Origin of the sequence: Lachnoanaerobaculum gingivalis (genome assembly GCF_003862475.1) — a bacterium.
Classification (GTDB): domain Bacteria; phylum Bacillota; class Clostridia; order Lachnospirales; family Lachnospiraceae; genus Lachnoanaerobaculum; species Lachnoanaerobaculum gingivalis.
In genome coordinates this window covers 84,287-110,007 of record NZ_RRCO01000004.1, presented here as the reverse complement: position 1 = coordinate 110,007, position 25,721 = coordinate 84,287, and the positions used below count along the sequence as shown (strand labels likewise).

Annotated in this window: 22 protein-coding genes and 2 pseudogenes; 2 read left to right on the top strand and 22 right to left on the bottom strand. The window is 35.5% G+C overall.

What is annotated here, in order from left to right:
• Positions 1 to 19: 19 nt before the first annotated feature.
• The 3 genes from EHV10_RS09185 to EHV10_RS09175 form a co-directional block, all read right to left on the bottom strand.
• Positions 20 to 991 carry a cell wall-binding protein gene (locus tag EHV10_RS09185; protein WP_128674390.1) on the bottom strand — a complete coding sequence of 324 codons (972 nt, stop codon included), beginning with the start codon at positions 989 to 991 and terminating at the stop codon, positions 20 to 22.
• 307 nt (positions 992 to 1,298) lie between these two features.
• The gene (locus EHV10_RS09180; RefSeq protein WP_128674389.1) at positions 1,299 to 1,847 is read right to left on the bottom strand and encodes a DUF2812 domain-containing protein; all 549 of its coding nucleotides are present in this window, start codon (positions 1,845 to 1,847) and stop codon (positions 1,299 to 1,301) included.
• A gap of 1 nt (position 1,848) precedes the next feature.
• Entirely contained in the window at positions 1,849 to 2,169 is a 321-nt protein-coding gene (locus tag EHV10_RS09175; RefSeq protein WP_128674388.1) for a PadR family transcriptional regulator, read from the bottom strand.
• 120 nt (positions 2,170 to 2,289) lie between these two features.
• Here EHV10_RS09175 and EHV10_RS09170 point away from each other — a divergent pair.
• A pseudogene (locus EHV10_RS09170) lies at positions 2,290 to 2,592 on the top strand (IS1182 family transposase); the annotation flags it as partial.
• A 318-nt stretch (positions 2,593 to 2,910) separates the two neighbouring features.
• On the opposite strand, the gene rny reads toward EHV10_RS09170, so the two are convergent.
• The 8 genes and pseudogenes from rny to EHV10_RS09130 form a co-directional block, all read right to left on the bottom strand.
• Positions 2,911 to 4,467, bottom strand: coding sequence for a ribonuclease Y (gene rny / locus EHV10_RS09165; RefSeq protein WP_128674387.1), 1,557 nt, complete (start codon positions 4,465 to 4,467; stop codon positions 2,911 to 2,913).
• 112 nt (positions 4,468 to 4,579) lie between these two features.
• Positions 4,580 to 5,400, bottom strand: a pseudogene (locus EHV10_RS15405) (Rpn family recombination-promoting nuclease/putative transposase).
• 193 nt (positions 5,401 to 5,593) lie between these two features.
• A complete protein-coding gene (locus tag EHV10_RS09155) occupies positions 5,594 to 8,263 on the bottom strand; it encodes a calcium-translocating P-type ATPase, PMCA-type (RefSeq protein WP_128674386.1) in 2,670 nt (889 codons plus the stop codon).
• A gap of 120 nt (positions 8,264 to 8,383) precedes the next feature.
• Positions 8,384 to 8,995, bottom strand: a complete 612-nt coding sequence (locus tag EHV10_RS09150) for a TerD family protein (RefSeq protein ID WP_128674385.1) — start codon at positions 8,993 to 8,995, stop codon at positions 8,384 to 8,386.
• A gap of 28 nt (positions 8,996 to 9,023) precedes the next feature.
• The gene (locus tag EHV10_RS09145; RefSeq protein WP_128674384.1) at positions 9,024 to 9,605 is read right to left on the bottom strand and encodes a TerD family protein; all 582 of its coding nucleotides are present in this window, start codon (positions 9,603 to 9,605) and stop codon (positions 9,024 to 9,026) included.
• A gap of 14 nt (positions 9,606 to 9,619) precedes the next feature.
• On the bottom strand, positions 9,620 to 10,759 hold the full coding sequence (locus tag EHV10_RS09140) for a toxic anion resistance protein (RefSeq protein ID WP_128674383.1): 1,140 nt from the start codon (positions 10,757 to 10,759) through the stop codon (positions 9,620 to 9,622).
• A gap of 54 nt (positions 10,760 to 10,813) precedes the next feature.
• Positions 10,814 to 13,066 (bottom strand): YceG family protein, encoded by a 2,253-nt coding sequence (locus EHV10_RS09135; protein WP_128674382.1) that lies wholly within the window; start codon positions 13,064 to 13,066, stop codon positions 10,814 to 10,816.
• A gap of 31 nt (positions 13,067 to 13,097) precedes the next feature.
• Positions 13,098 to 14,579, bottom strand: a complete 1,482-nt coding sequence (locus tag EHV10_RS09130) for a S1C family serine protease (protein WP_128674381.1) — start codon at positions 14,577 to 14,579, stop codon at positions 13,098 to 13,100.
• Between the two features lie 112 nt (positions 14,580 to 14,691).
• On the opposite strand from EHV10_RS09130, the gene EHV10_RS09125 reads away from it, so the two are divergent.
• Positions 14,692 to 15,651, top strand: coding sequence for an HpcH/HpaI aldolase/citrate lyase family protein (locus tag EHV10_RS09125; protein ID WP_128674380.1), 960 nt, complete (start codon positions 14,692 to 14,694; stop codon positions 15,649 to 15,651).
• Positions 15,652 to 15,684: 33 nt separating this feature from the next.
• Here the strand turns inward: EHV10_RS09125 and EHV10_RS09120 are convergent, their stop codons facing one another.
• The 11 genes from EHV10_RS09120 to EHV10_RS09070 form a co-directional block, all read right to left on the bottom strand.
• Positions 15,685 to 16,731, bottom strand: a complete 1,047-nt coding sequence (locus EHV10_RS09120) for a cysteine protease StiP family protein (RefSeq protein ID WP_128674379.1) — start codon at positions 16,729 to 16,731, stop codon at positions 15,685 to 15,687.
• Positions 16,721 to 17,827, bottom strand: a complete 1,107-nt coding sequence (locus tag EHV10_RS09115; RefSeq protein WP_128674378.1) for a phosphoribosyltransferase domain-containing protein — start codon at positions 17,825 to 17,827, stop codon at positions 16,721 to 16,723. Before EHV10_RS09115 ends, EHV10_RS09120 begins: the two co-directional genes overlap by 11 nt.
• 66 nt (positions 17,828 to 17,893) lie before the next feature.
• Positions 17,894 to 18,676: a GNAT family N-acetyltransferase gene (locus EHV10_RS09110; RefSeq protein ID WP_128674377.1), complete on the bottom strand. Its 783-nt coding sequence runs from the start codon at positions 18,674 to 18,676 to the stop codon at positions 17,894 to 17,896.
• Between the two features lie 172 nt (positions 18,677 to 18,848).
• Positions 18,849 to 19,622, bottom strand: coding sequence for a C40 family peptidase (locus EHV10_RS09105; protein WP_128674376.1), 774 nt, complete (start codon positions 19,620 to 19,622; stop codon positions 18,849 to 18,851).
• A gap of 352 nt (positions 19,623 to 19,974) precedes the next feature.
• Positions 19,975 to 20,475: a DUF1700 domain-containing protein gene (locus EHV10_RS09100; RefSeq protein WP_128674375.1), complete on the bottom strand. Its 501-nt coding sequence runs from the start codon at positions 20,473 to 20,475 to the stop codon at positions 19,975 to 19,977.
• A gap of 13 nt (positions 20,476 to 20,488) precedes the next feature.
• Positions 20,489 to 20,863 carry a M48 metallopeptidase family protein gene (locus EHV10_RS09095; protein ID WP_128674374.1) on the bottom strand — a complete coding sequence of 125 codons (375 nt, stop codon included), beginning with the start codon at positions 20,861 to 20,863 and terminating at the stop codon, positions 20,489 to 20,491.
• Positions 20,853 to 22,088 (bottom strand): DUF1015 domain-containing protein, encoded by a 1,236-nt coding sequence (locus EHV10_RS09090; RefSeq protein ID WP_128674373.1) that lies wholly within the window; start codon positions 22,086 to 22,088, stop codon positions 20,853 to 20,855. Before EHV10_RS09090 ends, EHV10_RS09095 begins: the two co-directional genes overlap by 11 nt.
• Before the next feature lie 332 nt (positions 22,089 to 22,420).
• Positions 22,421 to 22,945: a PadR family transcriptional regulator gene (locus EHV10_RS09085; RefSeq protein WP_243116114.1), complete on the bottom strand. Its 525-nt coding sequence runs from the start codon at positions 22,943 to 22,945 to the stop codon at positions 22,421 to 22,423.
• A 2-nt stretch (positions 22,946 to 22,947) separates the two neighbouring features.
• Positions 22,948 to 23,388, bottom strand: coding sequence for a 3-hydroxyacyl-ACP dehydratase FabZ family protein (locus EHV10_RS09080; protein ID WP_207667149.1), 441 nt, complete (start codon positions 23,386 to 23,388; stop codon positions 22,948 to 22,950).
• A 146-nt stretch (positions 23,389 to 23,534) separates the two neighbouring features.
• A complete protein-coding gene (locus EHV10_RS09075; protein ID WP_128674371.1) occupies positions 23,535 to 24,650 on the bottom strand; it encodes an MFS transporter in 1,116 nt (371 codons plus the stop codon).
• Positions 24,647 to 25,645 carry a peptidogalycan biosysnthesis protein gene (locus EHV10_RS09070; RefSeq protein WP_158609913.1) on the bottom strand — a complete coding sequence of 333 codons (999 nt, stop codon included), beginning with the start codon at positions 25,643 to 25,645 and terminating at the stop codon, positions 24,647 to 24,649. Before EHV10_RS09070 ends, EHV10_RS09075 begins: the two co-directional genes overlap by 4 nt.
• Between the last annotated feature and the right edge of the window lie 76 nt (positions 25,646 to 25,721).

Genomic DNA, 25,721 nt, shown 5'->3' with positions numbered 1-25,721 from the left:
ATATACAATATATTATTTATTATCTTGCAACATACGCGCCTGACTCATTTACAAAGTATCCGTCAGGTGTTGTGGTATTTAAAAGCATATTTCCTCTGTTAATGTCCATATAGTACCAGTTCCCATTTATATTCTGCCATCCCACAAGCATATATCCGTCAGCATTGAAGTAGTACCATTCACCGCCTATCTGCTTCCATGATGAAGTTACATATGTACCGTCAGAGAATGCATACCACCAACCTGTAGCATTTCTCTGCCATGTGCCTTGAAGTGTTGTAACATTCTTACTCTCATTGTAATTGTTTGCAGCCTCAGCCTGACTTATTGTTACTGTGCTTGATGATACCCATGCACTGCTCTTTGTACTGTCACCGTTTACAGCTCTAACCTTCAATGTGTATGTACCTGACTTTGTCATAAGTGACTTAAAGTTTGCACTGTTTGTAGTAAAACTCTGCACTCCGCCGACTGTAGATGTATTATCTCTTATAAGCTTCACTTGATAACCTGAGGCCCCCTGTGATATGCTCCATGCAGCCTGACCGTTACTGCTTAAATTTACTGTTTCTATAGGTGATACCTGATTTATCAGCGCCGGTAACTGTATATCTACGTATAAATCATTTGAACTGTTCTCTCTTCTCGCCTCTATAAGCTCTCCACCTGTTATTTTAAAGTCCTCAGCCTTATAAACACTGAAGTAATAATTATCATCTGCAGACAAATGCACTGTAATCTTAGGAGTATCTGTAATCTCCCAAGTAGTGCCCATATCCATAAAATCAACGCTGTCAATACTGTAGCTGCTACCTGATACATTTACCGTAATATCGTTTATATCCCTGTCTTTACCTACTGTAATAGCATCAGATTTTATGTTTATCTTTACAGACTTGATTCCCGATGCCGCAAATGCAGTCATAGAAGCCGCCAAGCTTATTATTCCACTTATTGCCGCTATGGCAAATTTTCTTCCCAATTTTTTCATATTCTTCCTTTCACTCATATCTATATGTTTATATAATATTCTCTCCATACTATTAAATACTATATTAGAGTTTCAGTCAATTACTATTATATTTTTTTTAAATACTTACCAAAAGGTTACAATCAAAATTTGTGATTTTACATTAAAAATAGGCTGTCGGGAAATGGCAGCCATAACATATGAAATATATGTATGTTCAGACTGTAGCGGATGTGAACATAAGTCTAAATGCCTTGTATTTGTCAGGATATTTCTATTTCGTTCTGCGGGAAATAAAATTACTTATTTCCCGACAGCCCCAATAATTTTATTCCCAGATATCTCTGTCCACATCACTGTTTAAATTTTTCCTTTGCTTACAAATACCTGTAATAAAAAATATTATTCCGGAAATCATAAATCCAAGCCCAAACACAAGCAGTATCCAAAAAGGTGCACTCTTTTCACTGATATAATTAAACATTTGAATGAATAAGAATACTCCGAAGATAAACTGTGACACACCAACACTTATAAAAAATGAATATCTCTTTTTTATTTGATTATTTACATCCTGCCTTTCAGTATAAAGTTCGAATTCTCCATCTGCCTTATTTTTTCTCAAATACACTCTGCCGGCATATTCGGTAATCACACTGATACCGGTCTGCTCCAAAAACTTTAAATATTCTTTTTTATTTTTACCCATGTACTTTGGAATATCTATTTTATATTGAAATTTTGCCGGTGAAACATCTTCAAACTCATATACCCCATTTGAGTATCCGATAAGCATCTGCCCCTTTTCTCCCTGTTCATTCAGCCAATTCTCTTCCTCGCTTATATCCAAAAAAACTTTTTTAACTGTAGACTTCATCTTACTCCTCCTTTAACTTTCTTGCATTTGAGAGTAATTCCTCCAATCTTGAAATTTCTTTTTCAAAATATTCTCTACCCTCATCCGTTATAATATACTCAATCTTTCTATCCATTGGCTGTTCATCAATCTGTCTTATCCAGCCTTTTTTTTGCAATGTGTCAAGTGCTCCGTATAATGTTCCGGCTCCCAGATTTACACGCCCATTTGTCATCTCCATTATATCCTTCATAAGTGCATATCCATGTGCTTTCTTATGCAGCCTGAGTAAGATGTAATAAACGGACTCTGTCAACGCCCCGCTGTTTGATAACCTACCCATATTCCCTCCTTCTAATTGTCCGGATTCTAAATATTACGTTTTGTGTTATTACGCTTTTTTATATATCCTTAACTGTAATATATCATAATCCGTAATAGCTGTCAATATTTTTTAATGCAAACATTAAAAAAATTGTTTATTGATGCAGCAAAAATAGAAGCTAATGCTAATCGCTATACTTTTGTATGGAGTGAAAGCATTAATTATCATCTTGCAGGTCTGCTTGATTCTATTGATAATCTTTATTCAAGCTACAATTCTTTTTTAAAAGATAACGGTGTTGGTGAGAAGTATGAGTTTGGAAATGCACAGATGTTTGTGATTAACGGGATTGATAAAGTTAGAGATGTTATTGAAAAGAACAGAACGGTTATACACAAACATATGAAGTATATGGATATTCAGACTTTAGTGGATGTGAATATAAATCTAAATGCTTATACAAATATGACCCTGATAAAGATATTGATAAGAACAAGATAATGAAGATTTCCGACGCTTTAACTATCGTTCTTCAGATAAGGCTTAATTTGAAAGGAAAACACAGGAGAAAACAGTATAGTAAAAAATGCAAAAGACAAATTTCAGCCAAGGGGGTTTTATGTCCCAAAATATACAGTATTATAGAAAGACAAAATATCCTGACAAATTCACAAAGCCAAAATGCCTTGTATTTGCCAGGATATTTCTATTTCGTTTTGTGGGAAATAAAATTACTTATTTCCCGACAAACCCCTATTATTATCTTGCAACATCTGCCACTCTTGATTCTCTTATCACATTTACTTTTATTTGACCCGGATATTGCATCTCTTCTTCTATTCTCTTTGAGATGTTTCTGGCCAAAATAACCATATCGTCATCACTTACTTTCTCAGGCAATACCATGATTCTCACTTCACGTCCTGCTTGGATAGCAAATGACTTCTCAACTCCGTCAAATGATGTAGTGATTTCCTCAAGCTGACTTAGTCTGTTAGTATATGTCTCCAGTGTTTCTCTTCTTGCACCCGGTCTTGCTGCGGAAATAGTATCTGCCGCCTGTACCAAACATGCAATAAGTGAATCCGGATCAACATCTCCATGATGTGATTCTACAGAATTGATTACAACCGGATGTTCCTTGTACTTCTTACAAAGTTCCACACCAATCTGTACATGTGAACCCTCCACCTCATGGTCGATGGCTTTTCCAATATCATGTAGTAAACCGGCTCTCTTCGCCAATCTAATATCCACTCCAACTTCTGCTGCCAAAAGTCCTGACAATTGTGCCACTTCAATAGAATGTTTTAAAGCATTCTGGCCATAACTGGTCCTAAATTTCATTCTTCCAAGTAATTTTATGAGTTCAGGATGTATACCGTGTACACCAACCTCAAGTGCCGCATTCTCGCCTTCCTCTCTCATAATACCGTCAACTTCTTTCTTTGCCCTATCCACCATCTCTTCAATTCTTGCAGGGTGAATACGACCGTCAACAATCAACTTTTCAAGTGCTACTCTGGCCACTTCTCTTCTTACAGGATCAAAACAGGATAAAACTACCGCCTCAGGAGTATCGTCAATGATAAGCTCTACTCCTGTAAGCTGTTCCAGTGTACGTATATTTCTACCCTCACGACCTATGATTCTACCCTTCATATCGTCATTCGGTAACGCAACTACTGAAACTGTCGTTTCAGCTACATGGTCTGCTGCACATCTTTGAATCGCAGTAACCACATATTCCTTAGCCTTTTTCTCGGCTTCATCCTTTGCGACATTTTCAAGCTCTTTAATAAGCCTTGCCTTGTCATGTTTTACTTCATCTTCAACTGATTGTAACAAAAATTCCTTAGCCTGATCACTTGTGAGTCCGGATATTTTCTCAAGCTCGGCAATTCCCTTATCATACAGGGATTCAACTTCCTTGCTCCTTGTGAGTATCTTCTCCTCTCTTGCAAGAACACTCTCTTCTTTCTTTTCAAGTAGATCCTGCTTCTTATCCAAGTTCTCTTCTTTGCTAAGTACTCTTTTTTCATAGCGGGCTAACTCTGCCCTTCTTTCTTTCACCTCTCTATCAAGCTCATTTTTAGTCTTTATAGACTCTTCTTTAGCTTCCAAGAGAGCTTCACGCTTCTTTGTTTCGGCTGTTTTTAAGGCTTCCTCTATTATTTCTCTGGATTTAATCTCTGCTGATCCGATTTTATCTTCATATGACTTTTTACGATGAGCAATCGCTAAACTCCAACTTAGAGGCGCCACAACAACTACACTGAGTATTACCGCTATTACTATACTTCCCAGTTGTGACATAAAAGCACCTCCTTATTCAATTTTCATTGTTCAAAACAACATTCTAATTTTAACAAAAAATGAATAAAAAGTAAAGTCGGTAAGGATTGTATACAGATTGTGTTTAGATCTATCACTTTATAAGCTTCTCAAAATCCTTTGTACTCATATTTGCTCTGGCAGCAGCCTCATCACTACTTAGTATTCCGTCATTTACCAAAGATGCAAGTATACTTATAACGCCTTCCTGTCTTCCTACCACCCTACCTTTTTCTATACCTTTTTCTATTCCCTTTTCTATACCTTTTTCTATTCCCTTTTCTATTCCCTTTTCTATTCCTCTGGCCTCTACTCTATCAAGTACTTCACACATATTAACATTCTCCCTTCCCTTCAAATAGTTTATAGTTTCTTCAAATCTGTTATCGCCTGTCATTGCAGACATTAGTGTTAAAAGTTCTTCCACATGCTCAATAGTAGTTTCATCTGCTATATAATCTCTGTTTACCCTCATCTGATACAGGTAATCAGCCAATATTTTAAAATCACTTTTAAATAAGTCTATCTTTTCTCTGTCCAGATAAGCTATCTCAAATACAGGACCAAAGTAATCACCGGATACTTTGCCTTGTCAATGTTTTCTTTTCTGCTTTGCTTTACATATTCTGCTCCATCATACCCAAATACTCTAAGCGGCATAATTTTATTCGCTATTGTCTGATTTTCAAGTCCGAATAATGCTACATTGATTTTGTTTTTACGCCAATACTTTGCTACATCTCTTTCCTGTGATCTTACCCTACCGTCAATCTTTAACATACTCATCGGCAATGCATCCGTAAGTATATCTTCATCTACTACATTTCTACCGCCAAATAAAAGTACATTTAGAATATCTGCAAAAACATCGTTGTACTTTTCAAGCATCTTCTCTGTTACATCCTTCTCTTGCATATCTCCTCCTTATTATACCAAAAATTTTTACTGTTGGATTATTCTTTGATCATTTTTGAAAATTAGAACTTTTAGAATCTCGAACTGAATCTAATGATTAGATTTTAACTTATGTTCTTTAAAAATACAATAATATATACTCTTAAATTGTTATTAAAAAAGGACTGTCTCAAGCGACAGCCCCATATTACTATTAAGCATTCTTATATGTTCCCATTACAACTTTTCTAAGCAAGTCTACAGGTATCATTGTGAATGCAAGTATAAATATTACTATCCATCCTTGTACACCAAACGGTACACAGCTAAACATCTTTCCGATGAATTGGAAAGGTGCAAAAGGTACGGCACCGGCATTTACGATAAGCGCCTGTACTATGATGATTGCAAAGAACACTTTAAGGAAGCCTGTATTTTCATTTAGTCCCTTAAATATTCCAAAACCTTCATCTCTTACATTAAATCCGTTAAAGAGTGCACTTGCTATAAAGAGCACAAAATATCCTGTAAGAAGCTCTTCCTCATTGCCGTCAAACAGATTTGCAAAGAAAGGTACCTTAAGATATATAAAGCTGAGTACTGTAAGCCAGAGTCCCATGCTTAAAATTTGAATAGCCATATTTTTGCTGATGATATTCTCGTCTCTTCTTCTTGGATTCTCCATCATATAGCTTTCTTTAGCCGGCTCATTTCCAAGCATTATTGCTCCAAGACCGTCCATTACAAGGTTTACAAACAGAAGGTGAGTTACCTTAAGCGGCTCTTCCACTCCGAAGAACGGAGCGACAGCACTTACTATAACCGCAGTGACATTTATGACCAACTGGAACTTACAGAACTTAAGGATATTGTGATAGATAGTTCTACCATAGAGTATAGCATCCTTTATAGATCTGAAGTTATCATCAAGAATTACTATCTCACCGGCTTCCTTGGCAGCCTCTGTACCGTTGCCCATAGCAAATCCTACATCAGCTCTCTTAAGTGCAGGTGAATCGTTTACACCGTCACCGGTCATACCTACAACAAGATTCATCTCCTGGCAAAGTCTTACCATCCTTGACTTGTCTGTAGGAAGAGCTCTGGCAATAACTCTGATATGAGGTATAAGTTTCTTTACTTCATCATCACTCATTTCATTGAGTTCTGCCGATGAAAGTGCTCTGTCTGAAGCAGACTGTATAAGACCCGCATCTTTTGCGATAGCAATAGCGGTTTCAAGTCTGTCACCTGTAATCATTACTACCTGGATACCTGCTCCCATAACCTCAGCTATAGCATCCTTAGCCTCAGGTCTTACATCATCTCTGATACCTACCAATCCTATAATAACTATATCATCATTTATAGCATTTTCTACGAGAGCTTTCTCTGAATATCCGAATGCCAAAACTCTCATAGCTCTTGCTGCAAGCTCGTCAATCTTTCTGTCAAGAACAGCCTTGTCGATTGTCTTTACTTCACCGTTCTCATCTAAGAACTTCTTTGCCTTTGCAAGAAGTCTCTCAGGTGCACCCTTATAGAATGTCTTATCAAGAGAATCTATTCTTGCCTGGCTGAATTTATTTGTTGAGTTGAATCCCTGATGTGCTCCCACAGCAAGGCTCTTCTCATTTTGTAATGCATCAAAAGTTGCATGTCCGATAAACTTCATCAATGCCTGGTCTGTTGCATTACCGCCTATTACCACACCTCTGTCATCAAACAATGACTGAGTATTCTTACCTATTGCAATATCTATAAGACCTTTTACCTTGCTGTGGTCACTAAGATCCGGTATGGCAATGGAGTTTCCGTTTGCAAGGAAGAAATCCACTACTTCCAAGCTTCCCTTTGTAATAGTTCCTGTCTTATCACTGAAAAGTATATTCAGTGAGCCTGCAGTCTCAATACCTTCCGCCTTTCTTACAAGTACGTTGTGGTCAAGCATTCTGCTGGTATTTTGCATAAGTACCAATGATATCATCAGCGGCAATCCTTCAGGAACAGCACATACGATAATAACTATTGCAAGAGTAACGGCCCTTATAAGATCCTGTACTATTGTCTGTGGCCCCATTGCAAAGTAACTGCTAAATCCTCCCGCTCTTATTATAAAATAAGCAAAGTAGAGTATCGCTATTACTGTAGCTCCAACATATCCGAAAATTGATATCTGATGCGCAAGTTTTCCAAGCTTTACCTTAAGTGGTGAATCAGGATCGTCTTCATTCATTTCAAGAGCCATCTTACCCATCATTGACTTAAGTCCGACTCTCTTAACCTCTAAAACACCCTCTCCATCAAATACTACAGCACCTCTAAAGAGTGAATGAGCATCTACGAATGTATCACCTGTGATATCCTCTTTCAACTCAAATCCGTCTTTTGCGGCGGTTTTCTTACACTCCTCAGCCTCACCGTTTAGGGCTGAGTTGTCAACTCTTAAATCTCCGTCTATTAAAATACCGTCCGCCGGTATCTTATCTCCCGATTGTAAAAGTACAAAGTCTCCTACTACCACATCATCCACATCTATAACGGTTACAAGACCGTTTCTGTAGACCTTACAAGTGTCCTTCTTTGTGTTGTCCTTTAACTCACGATACTTGGTATCACTTGCTACACCTGTCTTTGCAGATACAAAGGCTACTATTATTACCGCAATAATAGTACCAAGCGGTTCATAAATTTCAGCATAGCCAAAGAAAAACATTACTATCATAAGTACTGCAATAGCAAGAAGTATCCTGATCATAGGATCGTTAAATGTCTCCTTGAACTCCTGCCAAAATGTGGTCGGTTCAGAATCAGGTATTACATTTGAGCCATGTTCCTGCCTTGACTTTTCAACTTCTTTTTCAGTCAAACCGGTAAATTTCATATAATTTCCTCTTTCAAAATTTTGGGGAGACAGCAAATGCCATCTCCCGTAATATTTATTACAAATGATATTTTATACCAAATAGATAATAATTTAAAGTATTAAATTTTATACTGCCAATTACATATATCTACTTGCCAATTCTCCAAGACCCGGATCTGTGGTTCCCTGTCCTACAGCTGAGAACTTCCACTCTCCGTTATGTCTGTATACCTCACCGAAGATCATTGCAGTCATTCCCGAATAATTTTCTGTAAGATTATACTTAAGAATCTCTTTATTTGTTGAAGCATCTACAAGTCTTATAAATGCATTTCTGATCATTCCAAACTCTTGGCGTCTTTGTACCGCCTGATAAATATTTACAACAATAACGATTCTGTCATAAACTGCAGGTATATTTTCAAGATCGATAGTGATCTGCTCATCATCTCCTTCACCCGCACCTGTAAGGTTATCACCCATGTGCATAACTGTGCCTGAAGAGTGGCGAAGGTTTCCGTAATAAACCACATCACCTTTATTTACTATCTTGCCTCCCTGTAAAAGAAAAGCTGATGCGTCACAGTCTATATTGCCTTCCTGGCTTTGACCGCCACCAAAGAGTGATGATAAAAATCCGCCGCCTCCCTTTGGAGCCTCATCCCATCCGAGTCCGACTACGATTCTCTTTAAACCTGCATTCTCCTTTGAAAGGCTTACCTTTTGTCCTTTTTGTAAACTGATAGACATATATCCTCCTAATGTCTGCGTATAGTGTTTAAGCTACAGCTATACCGTAATGATTGCAAAGTGCGGCAAGTCCGCCACCGAATCCGCTTCCAATAGCATTGAACTTCCACTCGCCCGCATGCTTGTAAAGTTCTCCTACTACTACTGCTGTTTCGATAGAGAAATCCTCACCAAGGTCATATCTGATGATCTCAGCACCTGTCACTTCATCCAAAATTCTTATATAGGCATTTGAAACCTGACCGAAGTTCTGTCTTCTGGAATCCGCATCATATATAGTAACTGTAAATGCAATCTTCTCAATATTTGCAGGTACCTTTGAAAGGTCAATCTTGATCTGCTCGTCATCACCGTCACCTTCTCCTGTAAGGTTATCACCCATATGAGTAACACTCTCTGACGGATGAGATAAATTGCCGTAGAAAATGAAATCCTTTTCTGTAGGGCATTTTCCACCTGCATCTACCATGAATGCGGCAGCATCAAGGTCAAAGTCCGCACCTGAATCAAATGCATTTACATCCCATCCAAGGCCTACGATAACTTTCTTAAGTCCCGGATTTGTCTTTGTAAGATCTACTTTTTGTCCTTTAGATAAATTTATTGGCATAAAATCCTCCTTTATTATACACCGAATTTCTTATAAAATTCGTTTTTAATATTTTCAAGTTTTGCTTTATCTTCAACTCTTTGTCTTCTGGCATCGTCCTGAATTCTCTTTGTTTCTTCGATACCGTTTACAATAGTTCTCCAAGACTTCTCCAAAGTATCCACCTTTATAGAACTTCCTGAAGCCATCTGAGCTGTAAGTTTTGCCTGCTCAACAGTATTTGTGGCATTCTTTAATATCATTTCATTGGTCTTTTTATCAAGCTCAGATAATGCCTCAGCCTGTAATCTCTGACGTTTGAGCATAATAGCCTGTGCAAGGCTCTGCTTGAAAATAGGCAATGTAATAATAAAAGCCGAATTTATCTTTCTTATGAGGTTTATATTACTGAACTCCATAGTCTTTAGCATCGGAATAGTCTGCATAGCAACATTCTCTGCAACTCTTAAATCCTGAGTTCTTTGCTCAAGCATCATAAGTGCATTGTTGAGAGTTGTAAGCTCAAATTGCATTGACTTATCGCCTGTACGTTCCATCTCGGCAGTTCTCTCCGCTATGGCACCTTCCAGTTCCTTACATCCCTGCTCACCTGCCATGATATATTTTAACAGATCATGATAATAATTTACATTTGATTCAAACATGGTATTGAGCTTTTTATTGGTCTCTTTGATCTCACCCTCATAGCCCTTAAGCTCCACATATACTTTGTCTATTTCACCGCCCATGGTCTGATACTTTGTCATTATCTTATCCAGCTGTTTTTTTATACCGCCGAAGAGCTTGTCAAAAAGACCCGGTTCCTGTCTGATCTCTTCAATATCGAATTTGCTCATGATATTGGTAAGAATACCCAACATCTTTGAAGTTTCTTCAATCTGAGCGATGTTCATACTGTTGAGTACCAAATCTGAAGATTTTGATATCTCTGTAGCAACCTCGCCACCAAATGTAACAATACTGTCAAGATTGTCAAGTTCTATCTTGCTTACAAGTGCATCAACCTCTGCCGAATCCGCCAATTCATTCTTGATTTTTGCAGACTCTACTGCAATATCAAAGGTTTGAACGGTAGGTAATGCTTCATTCTCTGCAACATCACTTGTCACCGCTTCAGATTCTACGGTTTTTGCTTTTGAAAAATCAAGTCCCATCTTTCCTCCTATGCCCCGTTCCCAAATGTCACAAAGGCTCAATATTAGTTTTCATTAACCAAAAAGTCTTGAAAAAAAAGATTTTTTCTTTTCCTTCACAGACCTCAGTCTATTGAAATCCGGTATGGCTATATCAAAAAGATAATTGCCGATTATATGCTCTTCCATTATCTGAGAGTTGTAGTATTTGCTTACATTATCATATCCCGTAGGTATAAAAAATACTATATCAAATCCTATCAGATTCAAAAAAGCAACAATTATGCTGTCTTCCAACGAAATAACAGTTTCCGTTGTATTTACTATTATAAGCTTTGGCGGACATTTTGTAAAATCAAAGCTTTGTATAAATCTTAAAATTTCCTTAGGTAAATCTAAAACAATTGTAATTATCTTGTATTCTGTACCGTTTTGTCCTGTTCCCGCTATAGTCTTCCTTCTTAAAAGCTCCGATAATTTATCAAGAATATAATCTTGAGTCTCAGCTCTTAAATAGTCGTATTTGTAAATCTGTGAATGTTTTATGCCCTCTCTGTCAAGTCTTCCGTTCTTAAAAAAGGACGGTACACCGGCTGCCACAGTGCAGTTTCTTCCATAAATACTCTCATTCTTATATATCAATGTTGTATCTGTCAGAAGATCTTTAATGTTTTGAAAATATGTATCCGTATCCGAGTTAGCCACACCTGATATCTTGGCAAACATTACAGGGATATTTACAATATCATCGACTGTTGAAAAGTTCGGTCTAAACCTCGCCTCCTGCTTCCAATAAATACCTATTTCTTCATAAGTGGTTGAAAGTTTTATAATATTGGCCTTTGAAAATTGCATATCTCTGTACATTCCGGTATCAGAATACATCATAGTATCCAAATCTCTTTCGGCATTATATGCCATTGTACCCATGGAAAGATTGCTTCCGTCTGTAGGATATTCATTTACTTTCAAAGTCTCTTCAAAATGTACCTCATATAATCTTTCCCCGGTAAGTTTATCCTCTTTCTTTTCCGGATTAAAGATGATTACATCTATCGGCAGCTTTGCCGCCATATTTAAGAACAGGCTCTCTGTATCAGTTTCCACATTTCCGAAATATATAAGTATGGGAGCAGGTGAATGAATATCGGTATTTCCAAGCAGATCCGGTATATATCTTTGGAACCAGCATAGAATATATATTCCCTTATTCATCATTTTATTTAGATCCATATTCATCAGTTTACCGGTCTCTATCATTGTATCTACAAAGGCATCCCTTGCCACATCAACAAAGGTATTGCTCTTTAGATTGATATTTTTCTTCAAATCCGTTATAAGCTGATTTTCATTGGCATAATTGCCTCTTTTTATTTTTGCAATCTCGTCCACACTCGGATTTGTGATTTTATTGTTTATCACCTTTATACTTCTGTTTGCTTTTTTTAAATCCTGATATAGTAAATACAGATTGTTTACATAGGTGTTTCTATTGTCACAACCGTTTATTCTTGCAAACATATTGTAGAAAAACCTTGTATTCTCACCTCTTCTTGTATTCTTTAAATCCTCAAAGAGGTCCCCGCTAAGCCATGCATTTGTATTGGCAACGGCATTTGATTTATTGCTGTACAAAAGCCTTTTACTTTTGTCCTCCTCATACTGCTTTAACAGCCACTGTAGATCAAATCCGGCCGGAAAACTCTCACTTCCCATTCCCAAATCTATTGAGTATTCGGACTTAGGATCTATTGCCATATACTTTGAATCACCGCCCGGTTGCACCAGAATAATATCCGCACCGGCATTTGAAAGTATTTTTAAGGTAGACAGCTCTGAAAAATTTACATTTCCCCAAAATATAATCTTCGGTACATCATCATTTCCGAGTTTTTCCATAATATTGTAAAAATTATAGTAGAGCCAGCACATTATCCTTATAAAATTATTCTTCAATATATCTATATTCTTACCCTGACGCCTTAAAACTTCCAAGGTATCATAGATTCCGTCGGCTATGGATGCCCGCTGATAATCTTTAATTCTCGGCAGCCATTTTTTTAAAGCTTCCGCCATAAATCCCGGACCGTGAACATATTTATCTCCGATTATTTCATTAAAATATGCTATATTGTCCGCAGTAGGATTTTCTATATTTTTATCAATGATTGCCCCTTCTCTCTTGGCCAAATCATAGTATTTTCTGATAAATTCAAGTATTGTTTCATCATAGGAATTTACTCTGTAAAAATATACTCCCTTCGGCTTTCTTTCACTTTGTCTTTTAAAAAAGTCTTCAAGCCCTTTTATCTTCTGATGCAATAACATGCATTCATCCCCTTTCAAGTAAAAACTGTACTTATCTTATAAAACTCTTTGTAAAATTATATACTGCATCATACGGAACCGCCAGATTTATATTCTGCCCTTCACTGAAACCTGCCGTGCTTATTCCTATTACCTCTCCATACATATTCAGTACCGCTCCTCCTGATGAACCCGGTGATGTAGGTGCACTGAACTGTATCATATCCACATTATCTATATTTCTAAAACCTGATATAATACCGTCGGAAACCGAATTGAAAAGACCCAGAGGGCTACCTATTGCCACCACCTTTTGTCCTCTTACCAGACCTTCTTTTCCGTTATATAGCCTCAGCGGATTTAACACTCTTGAAATTCTTATTATTGCCAGATCCAGATGATGATGATATTTTATAACTTCATTTGTCTCATATATTCTCTCATCATCTTCTATTCTTACCTCAAAATAATATCCGCCTCTTATAACATGATTATTAGTGAGTATAAAACCGTCTCTTCCGATCATTATACCAGAACCCGTTCCAAGAAGCTTCTTACGGTTGTCAAATACGGCTATCATTACTATTGATGTTGACAGTCTTGCAAGCTCCACATAGCTTAACTCTCTATCTCTGCTCACATTTACCGCAGGTATCTGAGTGCTCTCTGAAGAACTTGCACCTGTATTCGTCTGATTATTAACCGGTGTTGCAGCAGATGAAACACTAACCGCTTTAGTTTTAGAATCTCTGTCTTTTCTTCTGGTGGATGCCAGACTTATGGTCACCATTTTTCTCTCGTCCCCCGTATTTACCGGTGCGGCGTTCATTCCGTTCGTTTTAATATCGGTAGGCCGTTGTATCTGATGATTTTCTGCAGGTTCATCCGGTTCATATATCATCTTACCTTCATAAAAATCACCAAGCTTTTTTGTGTAATAATATTCATTCATTACAGAGATATCTTTTGAGTACTGCAGCAGGCATACATCCATACCGAGTAAATTAAGAAAAATAAAAAAATAGATTTCCGATTCCTTTTGTATATTCTCCGCTACTACCTTTATATTCTTATCTCCGTTTATTTTGATATCCGAAAAATTATCTTCAAGCCAATATAAGAGCTTTACCATTATATTTTTTTCTATTGTATCCGAAATATTCTTCTTGTACTTTTGCAGGAATTTTTGCATTTCCTCTACCGCTTCTATAAGCTCATTTTCGCTTATATTATTTTGTCTTACTAAAGCCGTATCAAAATGACCTGTGGATATAAAAGCTTCATAAGCCCTCTTTTGATCCGTACAATCACTCTTTATATCAAACGAGTCAATATATTTATAGTATATCCTTCCCTGCTTCATCTCAGATTTCAGATATTTTCTTAATTCATTTATTTCCTTATTTGTATTTGTATCAGCACCTGTAAACTTTACCATGTAGGTGTTTCTTATTTCACCTGCTCTGTTACCCCTTACTCTTCCAAACTCTGTAATACTGTTTATATTTATAGGATTCAATCTGTATTTTGGCATACTTGCTCCATTAAAATCTGTCTTTCTTTTATTATATATTATATGGTATAATTATATCAATATTAGCGAAAAATATAAGCCTATATTCAATATTTTTTGACAGGGGTTGGTCATGAAAGATTCCAGTATTTACTATAGCGTGGGCGCACTGCTTTATACCGATGCAAATAACACGGGTATTATAGACGATATAATGCTTGAAAGATTTAATATTCCGTTTTCTTTAGCTTTTTCATTTGACATGGCAAGCAATGATGCCGAAGCTGATAAAGCTGAAAATATACTTATAAAGACCTTGGATAAACTGTTTGTTTCAAAAAAAGAGAGAGAGTTCTATATACCTAAACTGTTTATAAAAGTGCTTTCCACCTCACATATAGCCCATTTATATAAAAAATTCGGCAGCTTACTGGATATGATTACCGGCTTTATTTTACCCGACTTTTCCGTATCAAATGCCGATATATATATTTATGAAATGCAAAGAATAAATTCGGTACTTTCCACTCCTGTGTATATATTACCTGAGCTTGATTGTGTATCGCTTCTTGACCTTCGAAACAGATATAACTATCTGTATGCAATTAAGGAAAAACTTGCCACCTATGAGGACTATGTTTTAAATATTTTAGTTGCGGCAGGCAGTATACTCAATATGCTCTGTGTCAGGCACAGAGTTGATGAAAGCATATATCAAAGCGGTCCGGTTGCAGGACTTCTGTCCGACATTGTTTCAACTCTTTCAAGTGATTACATAATATCGGCACCTGCCTATGAATACTATGCAGGTATCGGCTGGCAGGAAGGTCTGGGCAAGGAAATTGAGCTTGATAAATTAAACGGCTTTGTAGGTAAAACCGTTGTTCATCCGAAACAGATACTTGTGGTAAACGATGCCTATAAGGTTCCAAGTATTGACTATGATGATGCTCTAAGTGTACTTGATGACAAGAAGATGTATCGTTCCTGTCCGAATGTTAACAATACCAGAATAAATGAACCTAAGATTCATTACAGCTGGGCAATGGAAGTTATCTTACTTGCGCAGTACTTCGGTGTGAAAAAATATTAAAAAATGTGTGAGTCTTTCCCACTCACACATTTTTTAAATGTCCTTCATTTTCTTTATAATTCCCATGCATTTATAATTATTTAAGCATGTGTATTCTATTTCACTTTCTCTTTCACCGGCAAGCTTTATTATATGTCTAAGTTCTTTATCATCTTTATATCTTTCATCTATAAGTATCTTCCACGGAACTCTTCTAAGAAGCACTCTTGTAGTCTCACCTATCCCCGGTTTTATAAGATTTATATCCTTTATACCGTATTTTCCTGCCTGCTTTTTTACTTCAATAATTCCCCTTGCTCCTCTGATGCTCTTATCCTTTACATCTTTTTTAAAAAGCTTTTCTATGTTTTCAATGAAGTGATAGCTCAAATCATTTTCTTCATATTCCTTATAGTAAACCGCACCGTGAAAATCGTCTTTACCTATTATATCATATCTGAGAAAAGTCCTGCTTACCAGTCCGCATACCGTAGCATTAAGTGCGGAGCTTGGAATAAAGATGTCATCATAAGTGCCTGCCAGTTCCGTCTCACCTGCAGGGTCCGATACCACTGCCAGTTCATCAGATACCCCCTTATAATTTTCACAGGCCGATTTTAACTCCTTAAGTATTGCGCCCTTACCTATCCAACCGTCTACAAAGAGAATATCTTTTGCCTTGTGCCGTGAAAGTATATACTTCATAGCATTATTATCAATGCCCCTGTCTCTTATTATGGAAACGGAATAATGTGCCACATCGGTTTCATACTTCCATTTTATATATCTTTTAAGCAGTACTCCTATCGGAGTACCGGCTCTTGCCAGAGAGACCAAAACCACATCTTTCCCTCTTTTTTCGATAACTTTATCTGCCAAAGATGCAAGAGAATCCGCCATTTTCTGTCCGAAAACCTTAAATGAATCAAAGTATATTTTCATATACTCCTCTGTGGGTATATACTCTATCGGCAGCATTTCACTGTAATGCATTCCTGATTGTATAAGCCTTTCCCTTTCCACACTTGGCAAAGGCTCTACAAGTCCTGTAACATCCTTTAAGAGAAAAATGACATCGCTTTCTTTGTAACTACTCTTCATTATCCCACCTGATCAAATATATATTTTTATTTCCTGAAAGTCTGATTGCCTCCAGGATATCAGCTTCTCCTTCAATATCTTTTCCGTCTGTAACAAGAAAGAATATATCCGACTCTTTCAAATCGTATATATAGGTCTGTCTGTTTTTATCATATATACTTCTAACCTCATATCTGGTATGAAGAGGGTAATTTGCTAACTTTGATACCTCAATAGGGCTTCTTGTGGATGAGTGCACATATACATCTGCATCTGAAACATTATCTATATACTCTGCCAGTTTTATCGGGATATAGATAAATTCTTCAGTCCCAAGTACAGTAACTGTCTTTTTATCTTTCAACAATTCTTTAAGCCCTAACTTTTCTTCCAGGAAATATCCAAGCCTGTCTGTCTCTGCATCCAAATCCCTTATATTTAAAAGCCTTCTGGTTCTGATATCTGTCTTAAAATTAATTATTTTAACATCATCATTCCTTGGTGTAGAGTTGACTCTGTACACATCACCATCGGTCAAAGTATCAACCACCTCATCTTCAAAACCTTCTTTATCTATATCTCTTATATAGACTATATCCACATTCTTTTCTTTAAAGAATTTTCTTCTTTCCTCTGATAATGTATTTGTAAGAGGAGCTATGGCATATTTTTTTCCGCCTTTAAATATTCTCTCTATCTCCTCTATACAATGCCATATAGTATTTCCTGTGGTGATCTCATCTTCAACAAATACTATTCTGTCTACCTGATTGTATATCTTTTCCATATCTGCAAGTACCAGTCTTTGCTCCATAGCATGACTGTGTGCCTCTGTAAAATGTATATACTCATTTTGTGCACATATATTTTCTCTGGTTGTCTGCATGAAAAAAGCTCCCGCACTGCTTGCAAGAGTAGCTCCTATCGCTATTGCAGTCTCCGCAAATCCTATTACAAGTGAATTCTTTAAAATTTCACTTGATAAATTTGCAAGAGTGTCATACTCATTTTTCACATCCCCGATCAATGCAATCTTATGCTTTCCCTGATTTGCATTAATTATCAAATAGCCTCTCTTATTATTATTAAGACGTTTTGCAAGGCTTATCTTATCCATACTACCACCTTTTGACATAAATATAGGGGTGACTTTCGCCACCCCTATATTCTAAATTATTTTTACTTAGATTTCATCCTCTGTATTATAAATTTGGTATACCTGATATTCTTTTATAAATTCAAACCCAAGTCTTGAGGCCAACTCTACAGAGTGCTGATTTCTAACATCTATATAAGGATTTATATTTTTATCTTCCAGATAAAGTGACACATTTGATGCTGCCGTAAGCGCAAGGTTTCTCCTCCTGTAGTCAGGATTTGTAGCAAATATCAGCTCCATAAATTCGTCGCCGTACGCTCTACCCACACAACCGCTTAATGCGACTCCGTCTTTATATACCATATATCCTGTAGCATCTTTGGCAAATTCATCTCTGTTATCAAAACATGAGGCGAAATCTTCGCTCCACATATCCTTTAACAAGGCATCATAATCATACGGTCTGACATTATCAATATTCAAACCTTCCTCAAGCGCTCCGTTTAGCTCTTCCAACAGTGCTCTGTTCTCAACACCTTTAAAAGCCAAAAGATATCTTGAGAAATTTCTATATCTGCAATCTATATTTTCTACAAGCCAGTCTATCCATGACTCTGAAGTTGGAATTATATAAGCCCCATCTCCATGCCTTGCAATAGTTCCCCACAAAGAAACCGCTCTGTCCTTCTTTGGAGTAACTCCTACTATATACATATAGTGATATACCTTTATAACACAGTATGAAGCTGTGCCTGTGGCCGGTATCCATACTTTTCCGCATTTGCCGGCAAGTGCAAGCCTGACCAATATATCATCTGTTGCCAATTCAGACAGACCTTCCCTCTCATTTAAACCAAGTTCAATCATAACCTTTCCTCGCCTACTCTTTCTTTTTATCTTTCATAAGCATAGTTTAACACAAAGAATTGGTTAATACTACAATAACATTAGTAAAAATATGAATCTATTTCTTAAATTTATACGAAAAAAGCTACCCAAAGCCTTTTACAATGGGTAGCCGGTTCTTATTATACAAACATTATCCTATAACATTGGCCATACGAATTACAGGTCTGTAGTTATAGTTTGAAATAATTATTCCTGTTCTTGATGATGAAGCATGTACCACCTTACCGTCTCCGATATACATAGCAACGTGACTTACAGATCTGCCTGAACCGTAGAAAAGAAGGTCGCCCGGCTGAAGCTGGTCTGCACTTGCAACTGTATTACCTCTTGTTGACTGCTCTGAAGATGTTCTTGGAAGTGAAACACCTGCAGCGTTTGCAAGAATATATTTTACAAATCCTGAGCAATCTGCACCTATATAAGGATTTGTTCCTCCGTAGATATATCTACCGCCTACAAAAGTCTTTGCAAAGTTTGCAATCTCTTCTCTCTTATTTGTAGCTGTAGCCTGAACTATGCTCTTTGTTGCTGAAGCGGCAGCCTCTTCCACTGAATCCATCTCATCTATAGAAGTATCTCCATCCTTTATAGAAATATATCCTTCTACATCATTATATGAAACTTTTGCGTATCCGCCACCCATATCTTCAAGTATCTGGAAAACGTCACCCTTATTTGCCTTACCGATTGTATCGTTTGATGTCATGCTCTTATATATATCAAGTTTATTTGCCTGTACTGTAACTATATATGTACCGCTTTTAAGAGCCGGTCCTCTCAACACTTCCTCATGGAAATTTGCAACTTTTCTGACTGATGTTGTTGCAAAAGATGTAACAGGTGAAAGTGTGCTGACAGTTATTGCTGATAATATTCCAATTATAATTCTTCTTGTGTTCTTCATTTTCGGCTCCTTAAATTCTCTTCTATGGTAAACCCGGTCCGTCCGGCATTTAAATCTTTAATAATTACAAACGATTTATGTTTGTTAAGTAAATGTTACGAAACTCAGTATAAACTCACTAAGAGAATATGTCAAGCTTTTTATTCAATCTTTAATATCTTTTTCCTATACCTTTTTATAATGGCAAAAAGGTTATAAATACTATGTAAATATCGTATTTATAACCTTTATTTGTTAATCTCTTACAAGTTTTATCCTATAAAAGCCCATTTTGAAGTTTTTATTTTGTAAAGCAACTTTTATGTTTTGATTTTATTTCAAAAGTTAATTTTTGTAACACTTTTGTAACAACTTAAAATTTATAATTCCCTTTTCCGAAAATCCCCTTTATTAAAGCCACCAAAATCAGTACTCCTATCACAGGTAATAATACCGGTGCCAAAAATGAAAATACCGCAGCAACCACAGCTACAATCACTACTAAGACCGCTATCGCAATAATTATAGGTATTATCAGGCTGTTGCCTGAAAAGTTATATGTTTTAAAGCTATTATCTTTTCTGTCACTATAGTTTTCATTCTCTTCATAATTTTCGGTTTTTCCGGCTGTGTTTTCATACGTCTCATTATCAATGCCTACAAATACATCGTCATATCCGGCGGCAACCTTTATAGAATTGGCAATAAGTCTGGGGTCTCCCAGTTCTTCCATTATTTCACCTATGCTTCTTCCCTTTGAAAGCTCATCATCAATATATGACGAATAAAATCTTATATTTTCCGCTATAAGAGATTGTGAACCTGTGGAAGCCAGAGCTTTCATCAGTCCGTCCAAAAATTCCTCTTTTGTCATATTTCACTCCATATCAAATATATCTTTTCAGTTCTTCTCTTCTTTTCTTGTAATCAGGTATCTGCTTTTCCACCTCACTCCAAAAGGCTTTGGAATGATTCATATGTTTTAGATGTGCAAGTTCATGTACAAATACATAGTCAATTAATGCCTCAGGTAAGAAGAATAACTTAAAATTAAAATTAAGATTCTTCTTTGAGGAACAGCTCCCCCATATAGTCTTTACATTTTTTATCCTAACCATATTAAAGTGAACATTCATCTGTTTTGCAAAATCATTCAACTTCTCTTTAAATATTTTATTTCCGTCAGAATGCATCCAAAGTCTTACCATATTCTCATACTTATCTATAGGCAGTATAATATGATAATTTTCATCAAATTTCATGTATGAATATTCCGCTTCTAAGCTTAGGCTCAAACCATGTGGATTTCGGAGGCATAAGCTTGTTTTCATCAGCTACAGCAAACAATTCTTCCATTGATGTAGGATACATCAAAAATGCAACCTTACCTCTGTCATTATCTATCTCAGACTTTAAATATCCTACTCCTCTTATTCCACCTGCAAATTTTATTCTTTCATCCGTTCTCGGATCTTTTATTCCGAATATGGGTTCAAGTACCAAATCCTGCAATATTGACACATCAAGGCTCTTTATAACATCACCTGATACCGAATCAAGTACTTTTTTCTTTGCACTTAAGATATAGAATTTATCCTTAACAAGCATTCCGAACTCACCTCTGTCACCTATCTCTTCAAGTACGGGGCTCTCCGTTATATCAAAGTTTTCAGATATAAGGCTCATAACTTCTTCCAAGCTTTTTTTGTTAAGATCAAGTACTATTCTGTTATAAGGCAGAATATGCAATTGTCTTTCATCAAATATTACAGACAGGAAATAATTGTACTCCGCATTCGGATTGTTTTCATTTTGCCTTCTCTTTAAAGCCACTTTTACGGCGGAAGCGGCTCTGTGATGTCCGTCGGCTATATAAAGAGATTCTATATTTTCAAAGCATTCTCTTATCTGCTCATTATAAGCTTTATCCACCTTCCATACCCTATGGCCTATTCCGTCATCCGATACAAACTCATATATAGGGGCGGCCGATATATTATCCGATATTATTTTTTTCAAATCGTCGTTTTTCTTATATGCCAAAAATATCGGCCCGGTCTGTGCATTTACGGTGTCTACATGATTTATCCTGTCAATTTCTTTTTCTTCTCTGGTGTTTTCATGTTTTTTTATAATATCGTTCAGATAATCATCCACACTTGCAAGCCCCACTATACCTATTTGGCTTCTTCCATTCATAGTAATCTCATACAGATAATAGCTTTCTACATCATCTTTTTTATATATGCCCTTATCTTTAAATTCGGCATATAAATCCCTTGCCTTTATATAGGCTTCTCTTGAATACATATCAAAGTTTTCATCAAACGCAGTCTCAGGTCTGTCGATATTTAAAAAGGCATAGGGCTTACCTGACACCGCTTCTTTTGCCTCTTTTCTGTCATATACATCATATGGCAGGGATGCCACCTGCTCTACCAATTCCCTATCCGGTCTTACACATTTGAAAGATTTTACTATCGCCATCTTACCCTCCATTTTATTTGATTTTATAATTCTATCATAAATACCATATTTCATATAGCTTTTATTAAATACTTAAGAATATAAAAATAGGCAAAGCCATAAGACCTCGCCTGTTTTCTTCTATAAATAAAAGCCGATGTATTTACTTTATAATCCTCACCTTAGATTCTATTATCGGGTTTCTCATAGCATATATGAGCATAAGAACCACAAAAACCAATTCTCTCTGATATAAATATTCAAGTGATTTTTATTAGTTTTTTCTATTCACATATAAAATTGGATGCTCTCCTTATCTTTTGACAACCTTATATTTTCAATAAAATTAATATCTATTCGGCCTTTTCAGTTAATTCTTTCAACTTATTTTCTATTACCTGTTTTTCCGCCAAAAATTGTGCCAAGCCTATTTCATATGCAATAATTTGTGTGTATGACATTTTATCTCTCCATTCTTTATGGTTTGACATTAACTGATTAATATCATTTTCTAATAAAGATAGTCGGCTTCTAAGCCAATTGGCTATTATAGTTTTTTCCTCCTCTCCACCAAAATACATTCTAACAAGAAACTCCGATTCTCTTTTTTCAGGATCAATAGGAGATTTTAAATAACAGTGAAATTCTTCAATACCTTTTTTTGTAATGTTGTAAATATTTTTATTTGGTTTTCCTTCTTGAATCACTATATTTTTCTCTACTAACAGTTCTTTTTCTAGCCTCCTCAAAGTTGGATATATCATTCCATAACTGGTTTTATAAAAATACCTAAATACTGTTTCAAATACTTCATTTATCTCATATCCACTTCTACTCTTTTCAATGAGCAAACCTAGTATAATATCTTTACCTGTCATATTCATTTTTTAAAAACTATAAACTTCCCTTCTAAAATTTTATCTTCGAAACCATTATATACTTTCGATGAGAAAAAGTAAAAATGTGGTATGCTTCTCTCTATTTTGGAAATAATATTTGCTTTTTGATTCGGAAATAAAGGTTTATTAAATCTTACTTCTTCAACTTTACTTAGTAAATACTTTTCCCCATCCAAGCTAATCTCATTTCCTATGCACAACATCAATAGAATTGCTGACTGAGCCATCGCTTCTATGAGTAAAACTCCAGGAACAATAGGCTCTTGGGGAAAATGCCCTAAAAAAATAGGATTATCACTCTTAAACGTGTAATTACATTGAATAGTTTTGTTATTTTTATCCACATCATCTACATAATCAACAAACCTAAATGGTTCCTTTTGAGGTAGTAATTCTTTAACTTTTTTATTGTTAAGTTCCATATTTTTTCTTTCAATATAACCATTCAAAAAAAGTGTTATATTATCTCCTTATAATTTTTTAGGTTATTTAAGGGGTACCTATAATCCCATTACTTTATTTAAATCCATTTCTTACATACTCCTAGTGTTTAGAGATGACTCTCATTTTAGATATCATCTTTCATAGATTTTTTCCTCAAAAACAAAAATATAATTATTGCTATTATACTATAAAAAAGATTCCCGGTAAAAAGCATTTTCCAGTCAATATTAAAAGGTATCAAGAAAACCGGAGCTATTCCGACCCCAATATATGAAATCAAACTTAAAATGGAAAAACCTATGCTGCGTTCTTCCTCAGTATTGAAGCTCCCGACTTCTACATAAAACACTTTAAATAAGCTACCATAGCCTAACCCATATATCCATGCAAAAAAATATACTATAAAAGCTTCTTCAAATAATACAAGGGAAAGTTGTACCAACGAAATAAAAAACAACGCACACAATACCGTATAAAAACTATACCTAATTCTCCTAACAAACTGCATCAAAATGTATCCCGCCCAAAAAAACAAATAATATATTCCAATAGACAAGCTCAATGTCTCAAAGTAAACAGGTAAATAAGCAACTATTGATCCATATGATATAGATGAAAATAAAAGAATAATGAATGAAATTTGAAACATTGTATTTGACACGACTTTTTTTAAATTATAACTTGCTTTATAATTTGTTGTACTCTCATAATTGTTCTTTTCCTTCTTTAACAATAATGCCACTATGGTCATTATGCTTGCAAATATAACCCACCAAAGAAAAAGCAAATGTGGATTCTTATGATATATATTTTCACCAATTATGGGAGAAAATATCGAAGCTATAGCCACTACAGAATTGTATACGCCTAAATTAAAAGCTCTCTTATCTTTATTTCCACTAAGTAAAACTAAAATTGCAGGAGGAACCAAACCAATAGATAGTCCAAATAAAAGTGATCCCACAAACATCCATTCCATACTATTGCTTTCGATTACTAAAATAAGGCAGCTAACAGTAAAAAGTATACATCCTAACACAATTTCTGTTTTTGCCTTCAATAAATTCCAAATCGAAAACAATCGTGCGACTAATAATGAGCTGATAAATGTAACCATTACAACATTGATGTCTTCTGTCGATTCATTAATATTAAACACAATTAATGGCAGTAATGTAGTGAGCATAGAAAATACAAAATTCATGAAAAAAGAAACGCTAAATAACTTCTTTTCATTCATAAGTTTCCTCCTAATGTAAGATTATACAAATCAGAAACATCTTCACCTTTACTTTTATCAATAGAAATATAGGCCGTTCTATCAATTAATTCGCAACCCAAACTCACCTTTACACCATAAGTTGTGCTTCCACAAATTATATATCTATAATGATTATCGATTCCAAACTTTATCGCTCTATAAAATAAATTGAAGTATGAATAAGTTTGTCGATTGACCGAATAGTCTAGTCCTACATGTTTTAATGTTAACTTGCTTTCATCATGAACTAATAAAGCGAAACCAATAATTTTACCATTTAGTTTTGCAATAATCCATATAAAATCGTCTGTCAAGTATTTGAAGCTTTGGAACTTATCACAATCACAATAGTGTTGATAATTGATGGTTTCAAAATTGTCTTTTTCTGTGTTAGCATATAGTTCATATAAAATACTGAAATCCTCTTCATTTATTTTTGAGTTTTGAATAACTTCAATTGAGCAACCTTGCTCACTAAATATCTTCTGCTTATTTTTAATATCCCACCTTCTTTTTGCTTTTTGATTATTCAAATAATCATCAAAACTTTCAAATGGCAACTTCAGTATTGTGTTAGGATAATAAGGAAATGAAATAGTATTATCTACTGATAAATGCATATCGTAGATGTCAACATTAGTAAAAAAAATTCCTTCAGCAGTTTTTGAGTCAAAAATATTCTTTTGAAACTCTTGAAAAACATCACTATAGTCAACACATTCACTAAAATACGTGCCCGCTTCCATACTCATTGGCCCCCCAATAAACAGAACATCATATTTATAATAATCATTGTCCAATTTTCTTTTCTCTAGGATTTTTTGAACCACATTATCATTTTGTATAAATTGCAAGCAGTCTAATTTTTTAATAAGATCCCCAACAACAACAAAATCAATAGTCCCTTTTGACTCTTTTACATAATAAATAGGGGTGTAGTCTTTGATCGTTTTTTCACAAGTTTTCAGCCACATGTGTTGGATGTCTCTACTTATTTTTATGTTATTCCACTGTTTTTTAATTATTGTTGGTAAATCCTCGAAACTATAA